This window comes from Sphaerotilus sp. FB-3 (assembly GCF_023706025.1).
Taxonomy (GTDB): Bacteria; Pseudomonadota; Gammaproteobacteria; order Burkholderiales; family Burkholderiaceae_C; genus Sphaerotilus; species Sphaerotilus sulfidivorans.
The window spans coordinates 1-13,664 of the sequence record NZ_BQWE01000032.1 but is presented as its reverse complement, the minus strand read 5'-3'; the positions used below and the strand labels follow the sequence as shown (position 1 = coordinate 13,664).

The 13,664-nt window shown below is 68.5% G+C and carries 13 protein-coding genes and 1 pseudogene; 3 read left to right on the top strand and 11 right to left on the bottom strand.

Features of this window, described 5'->3' with window-relative positions:
- The first annotated feature begins 1 nt into the window (after window position 1).
- On the top strand, window positions 2–412 hold the full coding sequence (locus tag NFT33_RS12850) for a DUF4870 family protein (RefSeq protein ID WP_149504239.1): 411 nt from the start codon (window positions 2–4) through the stop codon (window positions 410–412).
- Here the strand turns inward: NFT33_RS12850 and NFT33_RS12845 are convergent.
- From NFT33_RS12845 to NFT33_RS12820, 6 genes and pseudogenes are all read right to left on the bottom strand, one after another.
- Window positions 381–1,373 carry a phosphotransferase enzyme family protein gene (locus NFT33_RS12845; protein ID WP_251675895.1) on the bottom strand — a complete coding sequence of 331 codons (993 nt, stop codon included), beginning with the start codon at window positions 1,371–1,373 and terminating at the stop codon, window positions 381–383. The two genes, NFT33_RS12850 and NFT33_RS12845, sit on opposite strands and share 32 nt — an antisense overlap.
- Window positions 1,366–1,809: a peptide-methionine (R)-S-oxide reductase MsrB gene (gene msrB, locus NFT33_RS12840; RefSeq protein WP_309296149.1), complete on the bottom strand. Its 444-nt coding sequence runs from the start codon at window positions 1,807–1,809 to the stop codon at window positions 1,366–1,368. Before msrB ends, NFT33_RS12845 begins: the two co-directional genes overlap by 8 nt.
- 36 nt (window positions 1,810–1,845) lie before the next feature.
- Window positions 1,846–2,355 (bottom strand): annotated as a pseudogene (msrA, locus tag NFT33_RS12835) (peptide-methionine (S)-S-oxide reductase MsrA); the annotation flags it as partial.
- 112 nt (window positions 2,356–2,467) lie between these two features.
- Entirely contained in the window at window positions 2,468–4,051 is a 1,584-nt protein-coding gene (locus NFT33_RS12830) for an ATP-binding protein (protein WP_251675893.1), read from the bottom strand.
- A gap of 11 nt (window positions 4,052–4,062) precedes the next feature.
- A complete protein-coding gene (locus NFT33_RS12825; RefSeq protein WP_251675891.1) occupies window positions 4,063–5,646 on the bottom strand; it encodes an ATP-binding protein in 1,584 nt (527 codons plus the stop codon).
- Window positions 5,647–5,691: 45 nt separating this feature from the next.
- Window positions 5,692–6,420 carry a hypothetical protein gene (locus tag NFT33_RS12820; protein WP_251675889.1) on the bottom strand — a complete coding sequence of 243 codons (729 nt, stop codon included), beginning with the start codon at window positions 6,418–6,420 and terminating at the stop codon, window positions 5,692–5,694.
- 120 nt (window positions 6,421–6,540) lie between these two features.
- Here NFT33_RS12820 and NFT33_RS12815 point away from each other — a divergent pair, with 120 nt between their 5' ends.
- Entirely contained in the window at window positions 6,541–7,431 is an 891-nt protein-coding gene (locus NFT33_RS12815) for a LysR substrate-binding domain-containing protein (protein WP_149504243.1), read from the top strand.
- 30 nt (window positions 7,432–7,461) lie between these two features.
- Here the strand turns inward: NFT33_RS12815 and NFT33_RS12810 are convergent, their stop codons facing one another.
- Window positions 7,462–8,817: a methyl-accepting chemotaxis protein gene (locus NFT33_RS12810; protein ID WP_309296148.1), complete on the bottom strand. Its 1,356-nt coding sequence runs from the start codon at window positions 8,815–8,817 to the stop codon at window positions 7,462–7,464.
- A gap of 43 nt (window positions 8,818–8,860) precedes the next feature.
- On the opposite strand from NFT33_RS12810, the gene NFT33_RS12805 reads away from it, so the two are divergent.
- Window positions 8,861–11,173: a methyl-accepting chemotaxis protein gene (locus tag NFT33_RS12805; RefSeq protein WP_251675887.1), complete on the top strand. Its 2,313-nt coding sequence runs from the start codon at window positions 8,861–8,863 to the stop codon at window positions 11,171–11,173.
- A gap of 48 nt (window positions 11,174–11,221) precedes the next feature.
- Here NFT33_RS12805 and NFT33_RS12800 read toward each other — a convergent pair whose 3' ends face one another.
- The 4 genes from NFT33_RS12800 to NFT33_RS12785 form a co-directional block, all read right to left on the bottom strand.
- Window positions 11,222–11,695 (bottom strand): GNAT family N-acetyltransferase, encoded by a 474-nt coding sequence (locus NFT33_RS12800; protein WP_251675885.1) that lies wholly within the window; start codon window positions 11,693–11,695, stop codon window positions 11,222–11,224.
- A gap of 2 nt (window positions 11,696–11,697) precedes the next feature.
- Window positions 11,698–12,369, bottom strand: a complete 672-nt coding sequence (locus tag NFT33_RS12795; RefSeq protein ID WP_251675883.1) for an NAD(P)H-dependent oxidoreductase — start codon at window positions 12,367–12,369, stop codon at window positions 11,698–11,700.
- A 235-nt stretch (window positions 12,370–12,604) separates the two neighbouring features.
- Window positions 12,605–13,168, bottom strand: a complete 564-nt coding sequence (locus NFT33_RS12790) for a hypothetical protein (protein WP_251675881.1) — start codon at window positions 13,166–13,168, stop codon at window positions 12,605–12,607.
- 77 nt (window positions 13,169–13,245) lie between these two features.
- The coding region (locus NFT33_RS12785) for a hypothetical protein (protein ID WP_251675880.1) at window positions 13,246–13,664 on the bottom strand (419 nt) is incomplete at its 5' end.

The window sequence follows — 13,664 nt, the reverse complement described above, 5'->3', positions numbered from 1 at the left end:
CATGAGCGTCATCATCGTCGACGACAACCCGGACGGCCAGCGCCGCACGCTGCACATCATCTACGCACTGCATGCCTTCGGGCTGGGGCTGGGTGCCTTCGGCGCGGCCAGCGTGGTCGGCTCCTTCCTGTTCGGCTGGCCGTCGATCATCGCGGTGGTGCTGAGCTACATCCACCGCGACAAGGTGCGCGGCACCTGGATGGCCTCGCATGTCGACTGGGTGATCCGCACCTTCTGGATCGCGCTGGCCTGGACGCTGGTGGTGGTGGTGGGGTCGGCGCTGCTGATACCGCTGCTGATCGGCTTCGCGACGCTGCCGCTGGGCATGTTCCTGCTCGGCGTCTGGGCGATCTACCGCATCGCGCGCGGCTGGCTGCGCCTCAAGGACGGCGAGGCGATGCCGCAGGAATGAACGCTGCGGCGGCGGCACCGGGCTGGCCGCGCCGCCGCAGCCAGGCCAGCCGGACCGCCAGCCGCTCGCGCCTGCCGGGCAGGTCCGGCCCCAGCCACGCGGTCCAGGCGACAACGAACAGCGCACGCGCCTCGATGCAGGCGTCCAGCAGCGCCGCGTCGATCGGCGGGCCCTGCTCGCGCCAGCCCGCCAGCGCCGCTTCGGCCCAGGCCTGCTCCGGGCCGCCGAAGATGCGGCCGGCGCCGACCAGCCCGGCCAGATCCCACTCGAGCGGCCCGCGACAGGCATCCTCCCAGTCGAGCCAGACGCTGGCGGCCGGATCGGCCTGCAGCGCGCGCACATTGTTGACCTGCGCATCGCCGTGCAGCCACTGCAGCGGCGCCGGGTGGGCTCGCAGCGCGCACGCCAGCGTGTCCAGCCGCGCCAGCAGATCGGCACGCACATCGCCCGGCAGGACGGTCGTGGCCGGACCGGACGGCGCGGTGGCCAGCAGGCGCCGGGCCTCGTCGAGCGGCGCCCAGGGCTCGGGCACCGCCAGCCCTGGTGCCAGCGCGGCCGGCAGGGTCGCCAGCACCGCATGGCAGGCCGCCAGCGCGCGCCCGGCCTGACGGGCCTCGGGCGGCTGCGGCCGCAGGTCCAGCCCGCGCCACAGCGTGATGCGCCAGCCGGCTTCCCTGTGCGGTCCGGCCAGCGTGCCCGGCGCGGGTGCACCGACCGACGCCCCGCCAGCCTGCAGCGCCTGGGCCAGCGCGATCTCGCGCCGGGCCCAGGCCGGCTCGGCGCGCGGCCCGGCGGTGCCGGTGGCCACCCGCGCGACCCAGGGCGTCGGCTCCAGCGCCAGCACGAGGTTCGAGAAGCGCCCGATCACCCGCGGCCGCACCTCGCCCAGCCCGAGGCGCTGCGCCAGCGCCCGGCAGGCGGCCGAGACCTCGGCCTCGACCCCGGCGCCGGCCTCAGGCACCGGCCACGCCCTGCCCGTCCTTCTCCAGCGACAGCGCGTTGATGCAGTAGCGCAGCCCCGAGGGCGGCGGGCCGTCCGGGAAGACATGGCCGAGATGCGCGTCGCAGACCGCGCAGGTGACCTCGACCCGCACCATGCCGTGCGACTCGTCGACATGGGAAGCCACCACGCGGCCGTCGACCGGCTGGGTGAAGGACGGCCAGCCGGTGCCGCTGTCGAACTTCTCGCCGGCGTCGAACAGCGGCGTGCCGCAGCAGGCGCAGTGGTAGCGCCCGGGCGTGAACAGGCCGCACATCGACGAGCTGAACGGCCGCTCGGTGCCCTTGCGGCGGGTGACGAAATACTGCTCGGGCGTCAGCCGCGCCTGCCAGAAGGCCGGCTCGCGCTCGACGCGGCGCGGCGGTGCGACATTGCCCTCGCGGGCGCGGCGCAGCACCTCGCGCCAGTCGATCAGCGGCGCCGGCTCGGGCTGGCCCGGCTGCGGCAGGCGCCAGTTCGGCCGCACCCAGTGGCAGGTGTAGCCGTCCGGATAGTGCTGCAGATAGTCCTGATGCTCCGGCTCGGCCTGCCAGAAGGGGCCGGCGGCCTTCAGCTCGGTCACCACCGGGCCGGGCCAGCGGCCGGAGGCGTTCACCTCGGCGATCGTGCGCTCGGCGGTCTGGCGCTGCGCCTCGCTCAGCCAGTAGATGCCCGAGCGGTAGGACGGGCCGCGGTCATTGCCCTGGCGGTCCGGCGTCGTCGGATCGTGGATCTGGAAGAAGAACTCCAGCAGCGCGCGGTAGCTCAGCCGCGACGGGTCGAAGACGATCTCGATCGCCTCGGCATGCGTGCCGTGGTGGCGGTAGGTGGCGTGGGGCACGTCGCCGCCGCTGTAGCCCACGCGGGTCGAGACGACGCCGGGCAGATGGCGGATCAGCTCCTGCATGCCCCAGAAGCAGCCGCCGGCGAGGATGGCGGTTTCGGTGGAGGCGGGGGTGTTCATCGGCGGGATTCCTTCGCGTGAGCGCATGACGGACAGGCCCCGAGCGTAGCCAAGGCCGCCTGCCCCTGCGGGGCGCAAGGGCTCTTGCGGGCGGTGCGGGCGCGTGCCCGACCTACGCCAGCGTCTCGACCTCGAAGCCGACGATGTTGCGATCCGTCCGGCTGAACTCCACGCCGATCAGGTGGATCGGCTCGCCTCGAGCGCGGTACTTGTCGGCATAGCCGCGCGACCGGATCTGCGCCAGCGCCCGGCCCTCGGGCACCAGCTCGACGACCTTGAACTCGAACAGCCAGACCGCGCCGGCGAACAGCACCGTCATGTCGATGCGCCCCCGGTTCGTCGCATCCTCGACGACGATGTCCAGCCCCAGCGCCGCGAAGTGGCTGTAGAAGATGCTGGCCCAGTAGCCCTCGAACCGGGCGATGGGATTGTTGCGATACCAGTCGTTGGGGATGCTGGCGAAGAAGGCATGGAAGAGCTCGCGCAGCGCCGCGGTGTCGCCCTGGCGCAGCACCTCGACCAGCCGGATGCGCGTGTCGAACGAGGGCCGCTCCGGCACGCCGTGGCCGTAGAGCAGCGCGGCGTTCAGGCTGGCCTCGACCTCGCGGTTCGGGTAGCCGAGCGTGTAGACCTGCTGGCCCGGCAGCGGCTCGGTCACGCCGTGCAGCGTCAGGTAGCCGGCCTGGAACAGCAGCGCCTCGGGCTCGATGCGATCGACATCGAAGCTCGACAGCAGCGTCAGGCTGCCGTGCAGCCGGCTCAGGTCCGGCGTGTGGAAGCCCCGTTCGGTCAGCAGCCGCACCAGGAAGGTCGGCGTGCCGGTCTCGAACCAGTACGGCTGGAACTGGCGGTTCTGGAACAGCAGCAGCACGTCGAACGGGTTGTAGACGCTGGTGCCGCCCCAGTTGTAGCCGTTGTACCAGCGCCGGATCTGCTCGCGGTCCAGCCCGGGCAGCTCGGGCGCGAAGACGGTGTCCACGTCGTGCTCGGTGTAGCCGCACAGTGCGCTGTAGTGCGGATCGAGCGTGATGTCGCGCAGGTTGTTCAGGCCCGAGAACAGGCTGACCTTGCTGAACTGGCTCACCCCGGTCAGGAACACGAACTTCAGGTGTGCGTCCATCTCCTTCAGCACCGAATAGAGATTGCGCAGGCCCTCGCGCATCAGGCGCGCCGTGGCCGGGTCGGTGATGTTGTCGAGGATCGGCTTGTCGTACTCGTCGACCAGGACCACCGCCTGCTGTCCGCTGGCGGCATGGGCGCGCTCGATCAGGTCGGCCAGATGGCCGGCCACGTCGTCGAAGGGAATGTCATCGGCCCGCGCCAGTCCGAGCGCCCTGAAATTGCCGCGCAGGCCGTGCTGGATGCGCTGCACCAGCCCCGCCTCGCTGCTGACCACGCCGCCGCCGAAGCTGATGCGGATCACCGGATGCCGCCGCGACCAGTCCCAGCGCGTCTCGGCCGCCAGCCCGGTGAACAGCGCCTGCTCGCCCTCGAACAGCGCCTTCATCGTGTCCACCAGCAGGCTCTTGCCGAAGCGGCGCGGCCGGCTGAGGAAGAAGCACTTGCCGGAGTCCACCAGATCGATGATCTGCGCCGTCTTGTCCACGTAGTAGCAGCCGCCCGAGCGGATCTCGCTCAGGGTCTGGAGGCCGATCGGCAGCTTGCGGCGCGGCAGGACGGCGCGGGTGGCGTTCATGAGGCTTGAGTTCATTGAGGCGCCGCAGGAAGCAAGGTCTGCACCTCGAACCCCACGATGTTGCGATCCGTCCGGCTGAACTCCACGCCGATCAGGTGGATCGGCTCGCCCCGGTCGCGGTACTTGTCGGCGTAGCGCCTGTCCTGGAGCTGCTGCAGCGCGCGGCCCTGCGGCACCAGCTCGACCACCTTGAACTCGAACAGCCACACCGCGCCGGCGCACAGCACCGCCATGTCGATGCGCCCCTGGCTGGTGACGTCCTCGACACGGATGTCGAAGCCGAGTGCGGCAAAGTGGCTGTAGAACACGCTGGCCCAGTAGCCCTCGAACCGGGCAATGGGCGAGTTGCGGTACCAGTCGTTGGGGATGCTGGCGAAGAAGGCGTGAAAGAGCGTGCGCAGGCCCGCCACGTCACCGGCGTGCAGCACGCGCCAGAGCTGGCTGATCTGCGCCCCGGGCACGGCGGCGTCGCCGACGAAGCTCTTGAGCAGGCTGTCGTTCAGGCTGGCCTGCACTTCCTGGTTCGGGTACTTGAGCGTCAGCTCCATGCGGCCCGGAATGCTCCAGACGCTGGCGATGGTCAGGTAGCCGGCCTGGAACATCAGCGCCTCGGTCGGGAGGGTGTCCACGTCGAAGGTGGAGAGCAGCGATTCGGTCGCCACCGTCTGGCCGAGGATCGGCGTGTGCACCTGCCGCTCGGTCAGCAGCTTGACCAGGAAGGTCCGCGTGCCGGTCTCGAACCAGTAAGGCCGGAACTGCCGGTTGCGAAACAGCAGCAGCAGGTCGAACGGGTTGTAGACACTCTCGCCGCGCCAGTTGTAGCCGTTGTACCAGCGCCGGATCTCGTCACGGTCCAGCCCCGGCAGCTCGGGCGCGAACACCGTGTCGACATCCTGGTCGGTGTAGCCGCACAGCGCGCTGAACTGCGGATCGAGCGTGAGATCGACCAGCTGGTTCAGCCCGGAGAACAGGCTGACCTTGCTGAACTTGGTCACACCGGTCATGAAGACGAACTTGAGGTGCGCGTCGGCGTCCTTGAGCATGCCGTACAGCGCCTTCAGGCCCTCGCGCATCACGGTGGCCAGCGCGCGGTCCTCGATGCTGTCGAGGATCGGCTTGTCGTACTCGTCGATCAGCACCACCACCGGCGCGCCGTGCTGCGCGTGGGCGCGCTCGATCAGCTCGGCGAAGCGGCCGCCGACGCTGCGGTGCCGGCAGACGACGCCCAGGCGGCGCTCGTTGTCGTCCAGGATCTCGAAGATGCGCTGCTCCAGCCGCTCTGCGCTGGTCAGCCCGCCGCCGCCGAAGCTGATGCGCACGACCGGGTGGCGCTGGCTCCAGTCCCAGCGCGTCTCGGCCGCCAGGCCCTCGAACAGCGCCCGGTTGCCCTCGAACAGCTCCTTGAACGTGTCCACCAGCAGGCTCTTGCCAAAGCGGCGCGGCCGGCTGAGGAAGAAGGACTTGCCGGACTCGATCAGGTCGATCGCCATGCCCGTCTTGTCCACGTAATAGTGGCCGCCCTCGCGCATCTGGCGCAGGTTCTGGATGCCGATCGGCAGCTTGCGCCGGGGCGGGACGGGGCGGGGGGCGTTCATGAGGCCCAAGTGTAGTGAGCCACCGCCCGCATGGCACAGGGCGATTCACCCCCGCGCCCGTCCCTCCCGATGCCGCCGGATCGCCTCCAGCGAGCCGCGCCCGCTGTGGCGGAGCTGGCTGATGTCGTAGCGGTGCTCGGCGCCGACCGGGCAGGCCAGGCGCGCCACGCAGCCCGATGCGCACGGCGAGCCCTCGGTCAGCCGCTGGCGCTGGCAGGCCTCGATCTCCATGCGGCCGCTGTCGAGCGCCCGGCCGGGGCAGGCCTCGATGCAGCGCCGGTGCGTGCAGCTCGGACAGGGGTGGCCGAGGTCGACGGCGGGCGACGGCGGCAGGCCTGAATCGGTGACGACGGCCGCGCGATAGGCGAACCACGAGCCCCACCGCGCGTCGATGCCGACCATGAACGGCGACGCATGGTGCCAGCCGGCCAGGCTGCCCAGGCGCTGCAGCCCCACATGCTGCCCGGGCGGCAGCCCGACCGGATAGACGAAGCGCGCGCGGGTGCCCGGCAGCGCCTCGCGCAGCCAGCGCTCGACGGTGCGCTGGCTGTGCTCGTCGATGGGATGCTCGGCGCCGAGCCGGCCGTCGGCCTGCTGCGCCTGCACGCAGTCCCACAGGCGCCGCCCGGCATGGCCGAACAGCAGCAGTTGCGTCTCGCCGGGCCTCAGGTCCAGGGGCGCGAGCAGGTCGGCCGGCAGGTCGGCCAGATTGAAGACATGCTGGCGGTTCAGGCCGGCGTCGTCGAGCAGGGCATGGAAGGGCAGCATCGGCATGAGTGCGGCGAGAGTTCAGCGGGATGGCCGCGATTGTCCCGGCAGACCAGGCCATCGGTGGCCGACATGGCAGGAACGCGCCCATGTCGCACCGCCACGCCCCACGCCACAATCGGCGCCATGTCGTCCTCGCCCGCCCGCATTCCGCCGATCCAGTGCCTGCTGACCTTCGAGGCGGTGGCGCGCCTGCGCAGCGCCACGCTGGCGGCCGACGAGCTCAGCGTCACGCCCAGCGCGGTCAGCCACCGGCTGCGCCAGCTCGAGGCGCTGGTCGGGCTGAAGCTGTTCAGCCGCCAGGACTTCGGCCTGACCACCGAAGGCGCGCACTATCTCGCGCAGGTGCGCATCGGCCTGCAGGCGCTGCGCCAGCTGCCCGGCCACGCCGCGCACGACAAGCGCATGACCCGGCTGCGGCTGGCGGTGCCACCGACCTTCTCGCGCCAGATGCTGCTGCCGCGGCTGGCGCTGTTCCGCACGCTCTGCCCGGACATCGAGCTGTCGATGCAGGTGTCGATCCCGCTGCTCGACGTCAAGGCCGAGGAGGCCGACCTGGAGATCCGCTTCGGTGCCGGCGGCTATGCCGATGTCGAGGAGCTGCGCATTCTCGATGACGAGGTGACCCCGGTCTGCAGTCCGGACTACCTGCGCGAGGCCGGCCCCTTCGACGGCTTCGACACGCTGGATCAGGTGCGGGCGGCGCGGCTGATCCGCAGCCCGCTCGAGCCCTGGGGCACCTGGTTCCGCCACTGCGGCATCGATCTGCCGGAGCCGGATGCGGGCGCACAGTTCAACGATGTCGGCCTGGTGTTCGACGCCGCGGCCAGCGGCTTCGGCGTGTCGCTGCAGCGGCTCAAGCTGGGCGCGGCCTGGCTGGAGAGCGGCCGGGTGGTGCGGCTGTCGCGGCAGGCGGTGCGCTCGCCGCACAGCCACTTCATCTGCTGGAAGCCCGGCACGCTCAAGCGCTGGGAATGCGCCGCCTTCGTCGAGTGGCTGCGCGAGGCGCTGCGCTGAAGCCGCAGCCGCAGCCGCAGCCGGCGCCGATCAGACCCGGAAGCGCTCGACCCGCGCGTGCAGCCGCGCCGCCTCGTCCTGCAGGCTCTCGGCGGCCGCCGCGCTCTGCTCGACCAGCGCGGCGTTCTGCTGCGTCATCTGGTCGAGCTGCGACACCGCCAGGTTGATCTGGTCGATGCCGCTGCTCTGCTCGCCGGAGGCGACCTTGATGCTGCCGATCAGCGTCGAGACGCTCTCGACGCTGGCGACGATCTCGCGCATCGTCTGACCGGCACTGCCCACCGAGGCGCTGCCCTGGCCGACCTTGTCGACCGAGGCGCCGATCAGCGACTTGACCTCGCGTGCGGCCGCGGCCGAACGCTGCGCCAGATTGCGCACCTCGCCGGCCACCACCGCGAAGCCGCGGCCCTGCTCTCCCGCCCGCGCGGCCTCCACCGCGGCATTCAGCGCCAGGATGTTGGTCTGGAAGGCGATGCCGTCGATCACGCCGATGATGTCGGCGATCTTGGCCGAGGCCTGGCGGATCTCGCCCATGGTGTGCTCGACCTCCTGCATCAGCGCGCCGCCGCGCTCGGCCACCGTGCGGGCGCTGCCGGCCAGCTCGTCGGCCTGGGTGGCGACCTCGGCGCTCTGGCGCACCGTGCCGGCGATCTGCTCCATCGACGAGGCGGTGGCCTGCAGGCTGCTGGCGGCCTGCTCGGTGCGGTGGCTCAGATCGGTGTTGCCGGCGGCGACCTCCTGGCTGGACAGCCGGATCGTGTCGCTGGCCTGGCGCACCTGTCCGACCAGCGCGCGCAGCTCGTCCTGCATCGCACGGACCGCGGTGGCGAGATCCGCCACCTCCGAGCGCCCGCTCACCGGCACCGACGAGGCCAGATCGCCCTCGGCGATGCGGCCGGCCACCTCGCGCAGCGATCGCAGCGGCTGCACGATGCTGCGGTGCAGCGCCCAGCCCAGCAGCACCGCCACCACGATGTTGAACACGGTGATGCCGACGAAGATCAGGTGAGCCTGCTCGATGCGGCGCTCCACCTCGGCGCCGAGCGCCTTCTGGCGCTCGAGCTGCCAGGCCACCATCGCGTCGGCCGCGACGATGTAGTCACGGGTCAGCGCCTGAAAGGCGTCGGCGCGCAGACGCACCTGCTCGTCATCGCCGCGCGCAGCCAGCAGGCCGTCGCGGGCCGACAGGTAGCGCTGGCGTGCCTCGGCCAGCCGGGTGCCGATCTGCAGGCCCTGATCGGTGCGCTCCAGCGCTTCATAGCGCTTCTGAATGACCGTGGTGCGGGCGGTGACGGTTGCACGCTGAGGGTGAACCCGCTCAAGCCCCAGCTTATCGACGGACCGGATCCAGCAGTTCTGCCGATGATGCAGTCGCGCCGGAGACATGCGGTCAGGCCGGCGCCCCCCGTCCCGCAAGGAGCTCTCCCAGATGTCAGCCACTCCCCGCGGAGGCTCGGCAGTATCGGCCTCGTCCTTCCCCTCGTCCGGTTTCTTCTCTCACCACGGCCCCTGGGCACCCGGCGTGCGCCTGTTCCGCCAGCTGGGCTTTCGCAGCAAGGCGCTGATCGTCAGCACCTGCTTCGTGGTGCCGCTGGCCGTGGTCTCGGCGTCCTGGTTCAGCAACGAGATGGCCGATCTCGACTTCACCCGGCGCGAGGCCGACGGCACACGCTTCCTGAAGACGGCGCTCGCCGCGCAGGCCCAGGCGCTGGAGCTGCGTGCCCTGGCGGCCAGCGGCCAGCCGGGCGCCCCGCTGCTGGAACGCCTGGGCACATCGATCGAGACGCTCAAGAGCGCACAGCCGGCGGACCGGCCCTTTGTCGACGCGCCCACGCTGGACGCGCTGCGCCAGCAGCTCGACACGCTGCGCGGACGCGCCGACATGGCCGCGCACGATGCGCTGGTCGAGAAGATCGACGCGATGATCAGCCAGGTGCTCGACACCTCGAACCTCGCGCTGGACCCGGAAGCCGCGAGCTACTACCTGATGGATGCAACCCTGGTGCGCCTGCCCGAGCTGAGCGACCAGATCCAGCGGCTGGGCCTCCACGCCCGCCATGACGGCATCGAGGCGCTGGCCACCCGGGACGCGGCGCTGCTGGCCAGGCACCATCTGGAGGAACTGCGATCGACCCTCGACAAGGTCATGCCGCTGCTGCCGCAGCTCAAGGTGGATGCCCGCGTCGACGAGATGCTGGCCGCGCTGGAACGCAGCCATGCCGCCGCGACCCGGCCGGATCAGGCGGCCGCCGCACTGGCCGCCTCCCGCGAGGCGATCACGCGAATGCAGCAGTCGCAGGCGACGATGCTGGCCGAGCTCGAGCGCATGCTCGACCAGCGCGCCGACGACAAGCTGCGCACAGAAATCGCGGTCGGCCTGGCGATGCTGATCAGCCTGAGCGCCGCGCTCTACCTGTTCCACTGCTTCTTCCTGGTCATGAACGGCGGTCTGCGCGAGACGCGCCGGCACCTGAAGGCGATGACCGAAGGCGACCTGACCACCGCGCCCTCGCCCTGGGGCCGGGACGAGGCGGCCGCGCTGATGCTGGACCTGCGCGACATGCAGCATGCGCTGCGTCACATGGTCAGCAGCGTGCGCGCGGCCAGCCAGGACATCGTGCACTCCAGCGCCGAGATCGCCGATGGCATGCATGACCTGTCGAGCCGCAGCGAGCAGTCGGCCAACAGCCTGCAGCAGTCGGCCGCGGCGATGGAGCAGATCTCGGTGACGGTGAAGAACACCTCGGCCCACACCGAGGAGGTGTCGAAGCTGGCCCGGGACAATGCAGCCGCGGCCAACGAGGGCGGCCGGGTGATGGGCACGGTGGTGGAGACGATGGAGGGCATCCGCAGCTCGTCGGCGCGCATCAGCGACATCATCGGCACCATCGACGGCATCGCCTTCCAGACCAACATCCTGGCGCTGAACGCGGCGGTGGAAGCCGCCCGTGCCGGCGAGCAGGGCCGCGGCTTCGCGGTGGTGGCCGGCGAGGTGCGCACGCTGGCGCAGCGCAGCGCGCAGGCGGCGCAGGAGATCAAGCGCATCATCGGCACCAGCGTCTCGCAGGTCGAGACCGGCACCGCGGTCGTGCGCCAGGCCGGCGACTCGATCCGCCACATCGTCGACGCCTCGCGGCGGGTCAACGAGCTGCTGGAGGACATCGCCACCGGTGCGCGCGAGCAGAGCCTGGGCATCGAGCAGATCGGCGAGTCGGTGCATGCGCTCGACGGCGCGACCCAGCAGAACTCGGCCCTGGTCGAGCAGACCGCCGCCGCCTCGTCGGCGATGCGCTCGCAGGCCGACGCACTGGCGCAGGAGGTGGCGCGCTTCCGGCTGCCCGACAGCGTCGCGCTCGATGAAAGGCCCGCCAGCCACGACCGGCCGGGCGACAGCTTCGATTTCGACCAGGCGATCGAGGCGCATCGGAGCTGGAAGGTGAAGCTGCGCAAGGCGCTGGCCGGCCAGGAGTCCATCGACGCCGACACGGCCTGCCGCGATGACGCCTGCACCCTGGGCCGCTGGCTGCATGGCGCGGGCGGGCAGCGCTGGGGATCGCGTCCGCTGTTCACCGAGCTGATCGAGCGGCATGCGCAGTTCCATCAGGTAGCCGGCAACGTGGCCCGCCGCGCCCAGCCCGGCCGCGCCGTCGACCCGGAACCGCTGATCGGTCCGGGCTCGGCCTTCTCTCAGGTCTCGAACGACGTGGTCTCGCTGCTGACCCGGGCCAAGCGGGATTTCTGAGCGCCCGCGGCGCCTCGACGGCACCGCGCTGCCGGCCTGAGCCCGGCTTCAGTCCTCGGCCAGATAGCCGCGCTCGATGGCGCCGGCCTCGTCGGCGAAGATCGCCATCGCGGTGCGCATCGGCCGGAAGCCGAACTGGCGGTAGAAGCCCTCGCGCCCCGGCACCGCGTAGAGCAGGATCTTGCGGTGTCCGCGCGAGCGCTCGACCAGCCGCGCCACGATCTCCCGTCCGAGGCCGATGCCCTGATGCGAAGGCAGCACGGCGATGTCGCAGACATAGGCACAGTCGACTCCGTCGCCCAGCACCCGGCCGGCGCCGACCAGCCGACCGGCGGCATCGCGCACCAGGCAGCGGTGCAGGCTGTTCGAGAACACCGTGCGCAGCGCCTGCGGCGGCTTGTCGCCCAGGGGAGCGGCGCGATAGAGCGCCGAGAGTTCGTCCCAGTCGACCGCATCGATCGCGTCGGACCACTGCAGCGTGTCGAGGTCAGGGCCCGGGCCGGCGCCGGTGCGTGCGCCCATGCTCAGCGCAGCTCGGAGACGAACTGCTCGAGCGGACGGCGCACCTTCGGCAGCTTCACCAGCCAGTCGCCGTCGACCTGGCGGTGGCCCAGCGGCACGATGACCGCGCTGCGCAGGCCGCGCGCGCGCAGGCCCAGGATCTCGTCGAGCTTCGCCGGATCGAAGCCCTCCATCGGCGTGGCGTCCACGCCCTCGAAAGCGGCAGCCAGCAGCGCGGCCGACATCGCGATGTAGGCCTGGCGCGCGGCGTGCTGGAAGTTCACCTCCGCGTCACGCTGCGGGTAGCTCGACAGCAGCATCTGGCGGTAGTTCTCCCAGCCCTCGTTGGTGAAGCCGCGCACCTGGTTGGTCAGGTCGAACATCGTGTCGATGCGCTCGGCGGTGTAGGTGTCCCAGGCGGCGAAGACCAGCAGGTGCGAGCCGTCGGTGATCTGCGCCTGGTTCCAGGCGATCTCGCGGATGCGCGCACGCACCTCGGGGTTCGTCACCACGATCAGCTCGAAGGGCTGCAGGCCGCTGGAGGTCGGCGCCAGGCGCGCGGCCTCGACGATGCGCGCCACCTTGTCCTCGGGCACCGGCTGCGCCGGGTCCATCTTCTTGGCGGCGTAGCGCCAGTTCATGCGCTCGATCAGCGCGTCGGAGGACGGGGTCGGAGCGGTCACGGTCGTGCTCATCGGGAAATCCTTGTCATGTCAATGAATCGGTTCCCAGTCTAGGCCGTTCCGTGACGGCAGCGTCGGCGCTGCGGTCTTGGCGGATGTGATATGGCCAGGCCGGCCCCGCGCCATCTCACTTCGCCGTCGGCATCACGAACTCGGCGCCCTTGCCAATGCTCGCCGGCCAGCGCTGCATGATCGACTTTTATAGGTAAAAATTTTATTTCCATCATTAATGAAAATAAACATTAAACTAATATTTACCCCAAGAAATTGGGTCACTCATGAACCCCTCGCACTCCAGTCTTCTTAATTCTTGAAAATTTGAAGTTGATATTTTTATTCGATCCCATGACTTTTTAAATGCAGGACGCGACAGATTGGAATGAATTCCATCTCGCCATACAATCCAGGTATCTTTTGTAATCTTCCCTGACATGCGAAGATGAATTTGCTCATTAGTCAAGTCAATGTACATGTAAAACTTGTCAGCCAAATCAATTAGCTCATTATCAGATATATCTCCACCCAGCATAAATGAAGAAGGAATTTTTTCGATGACTCGTCTATACTCAATAAATAATTGACCCTCAAACTGTGCAACCGAAATATTCCGAGCCAGAGTCAACTGGCGGTATGCAGCGATAACTCCAATAGCAGTCGCGGCCGTTCCGATCTTTTCTGAAAAATCAATCACACAGTTAAAATTACATTCTGAGAAAAAATCAGCGGGGATAAAACGAGCAAAACAAAAAATTATTACAATTACTCCGGCGGCAAGGATTAAATTGCAAAATATGTTTTTATTTTGCCTCATTTGATTGCAATCCAAAAATTAAATAATATGTCGCCATGGATATTAATGAAATGCTCATGATCCACTTTTAAAACACCTCAATAAGAGTGAGAAACAGAAACTTTTTCAATTGTTGGCTTCCATCTCTCGACTTGGTCGATGGGCCACCGCATTTCGAGACGTGCAACAGAGCCATCTCTTACATGAACCCGCCGATAAATTCCGAATGAGCCCTCCACTCCGCTAACCACAAACCAGTCATCTTGACGCCTCTTGTAAGTGACAACCATTTTTTTGTTACGGTGAACAAGGCCTCGACTCTCATACTCAAATAATTCATCAACAGAACTGCCTACAGGTTTTATCTCACCCCACACCGCCAATGTGAATGCCCCATCGCTCGATGAAAAAACTTGCCCATCACCATTCTCCGACCAGGGCTGTTCACTGCTAACACTGACCTGCGGCAAACTGCGCGGCTGACCGAGGCAGATGGAACGGGACGACGATGTCATGG

Excerpts from the sequence above, each read along its gene's own strand:
- NFT33_RS12810 (WP_309296148.1), bottom strand. The coding sequence starts at position 8,817 with ATGTCTCCGGCGCGACTGCATCATCGGCAGAACTGCTGGATCCGGTCC.
- NFT33_RS12815 (WP_149504243.1), top strand. The coding sequence starts at position 6,541 with ATGTCGTCCTCGCCCGCCCGCATTCCGCCGATCCAGTGCCTGCTGACC.
- NFT33_RS12850 (WP_149504239.1), top strand. The coding sequence starts at position 2 with ATGAGCGTCATCATCGTCGACGACAACCCGGACGGCCAGCGCCGCACG.
- NFT33_RS12800 (WP_251675885.1), bottom strand. The coding sequence starts at position 11,695 with ATGGGCGCACGCACCGGCGCCGGCCCGGGCCCTGACCTCGACACGCTG.
- NFT33_RS12805 (WP_251675887.1), top strand. The coding sequence starts at position 8,861 with ATGTCAGCCACTCCCCGCGGAGGCTCGGCAGTATCGGCCTCGTCCTTC.
- NFT33_RS12825 (WP_251675891.1), bottom strand. The coding sequence starts at position 5,646 with ATGAACGCCCCCCGCCCCGTCCCGCCCCGGCGCAAGCTGCCGATCGGC.
- NFT33_RS12790 (WP_251675881.1), bottom strand. The coding sequence starts at position 13,168 with ATGAGGCAAAATAAAAACATATTTTGCAATTTAATCCTTGCCGCCGGA.
- NFT33_RS12820 (WP_251675889.1), bottom strand. The coding sequence starts at position 6,420 with ATGCCGATGCTGCCCTTCCATGCCCTGCTCGACGACGCCGGCCTGAAC.
- NFT33_RS12795 (WP_251675883.1), bottom strand. The coding sequence starts at position 12,369 with ATGAGCACGACCGTGACCGCTCCGACCCCGTCCTCCGACGCGCTGATC.
- NFT33_RS12830 (WP_251675893.1), bottom strand. The coding sequence starts at position 4,051 with ATGAACGCCACCCGCGCCGTCCTGCCGCGCCGCAAGCTGCCGATCGGC.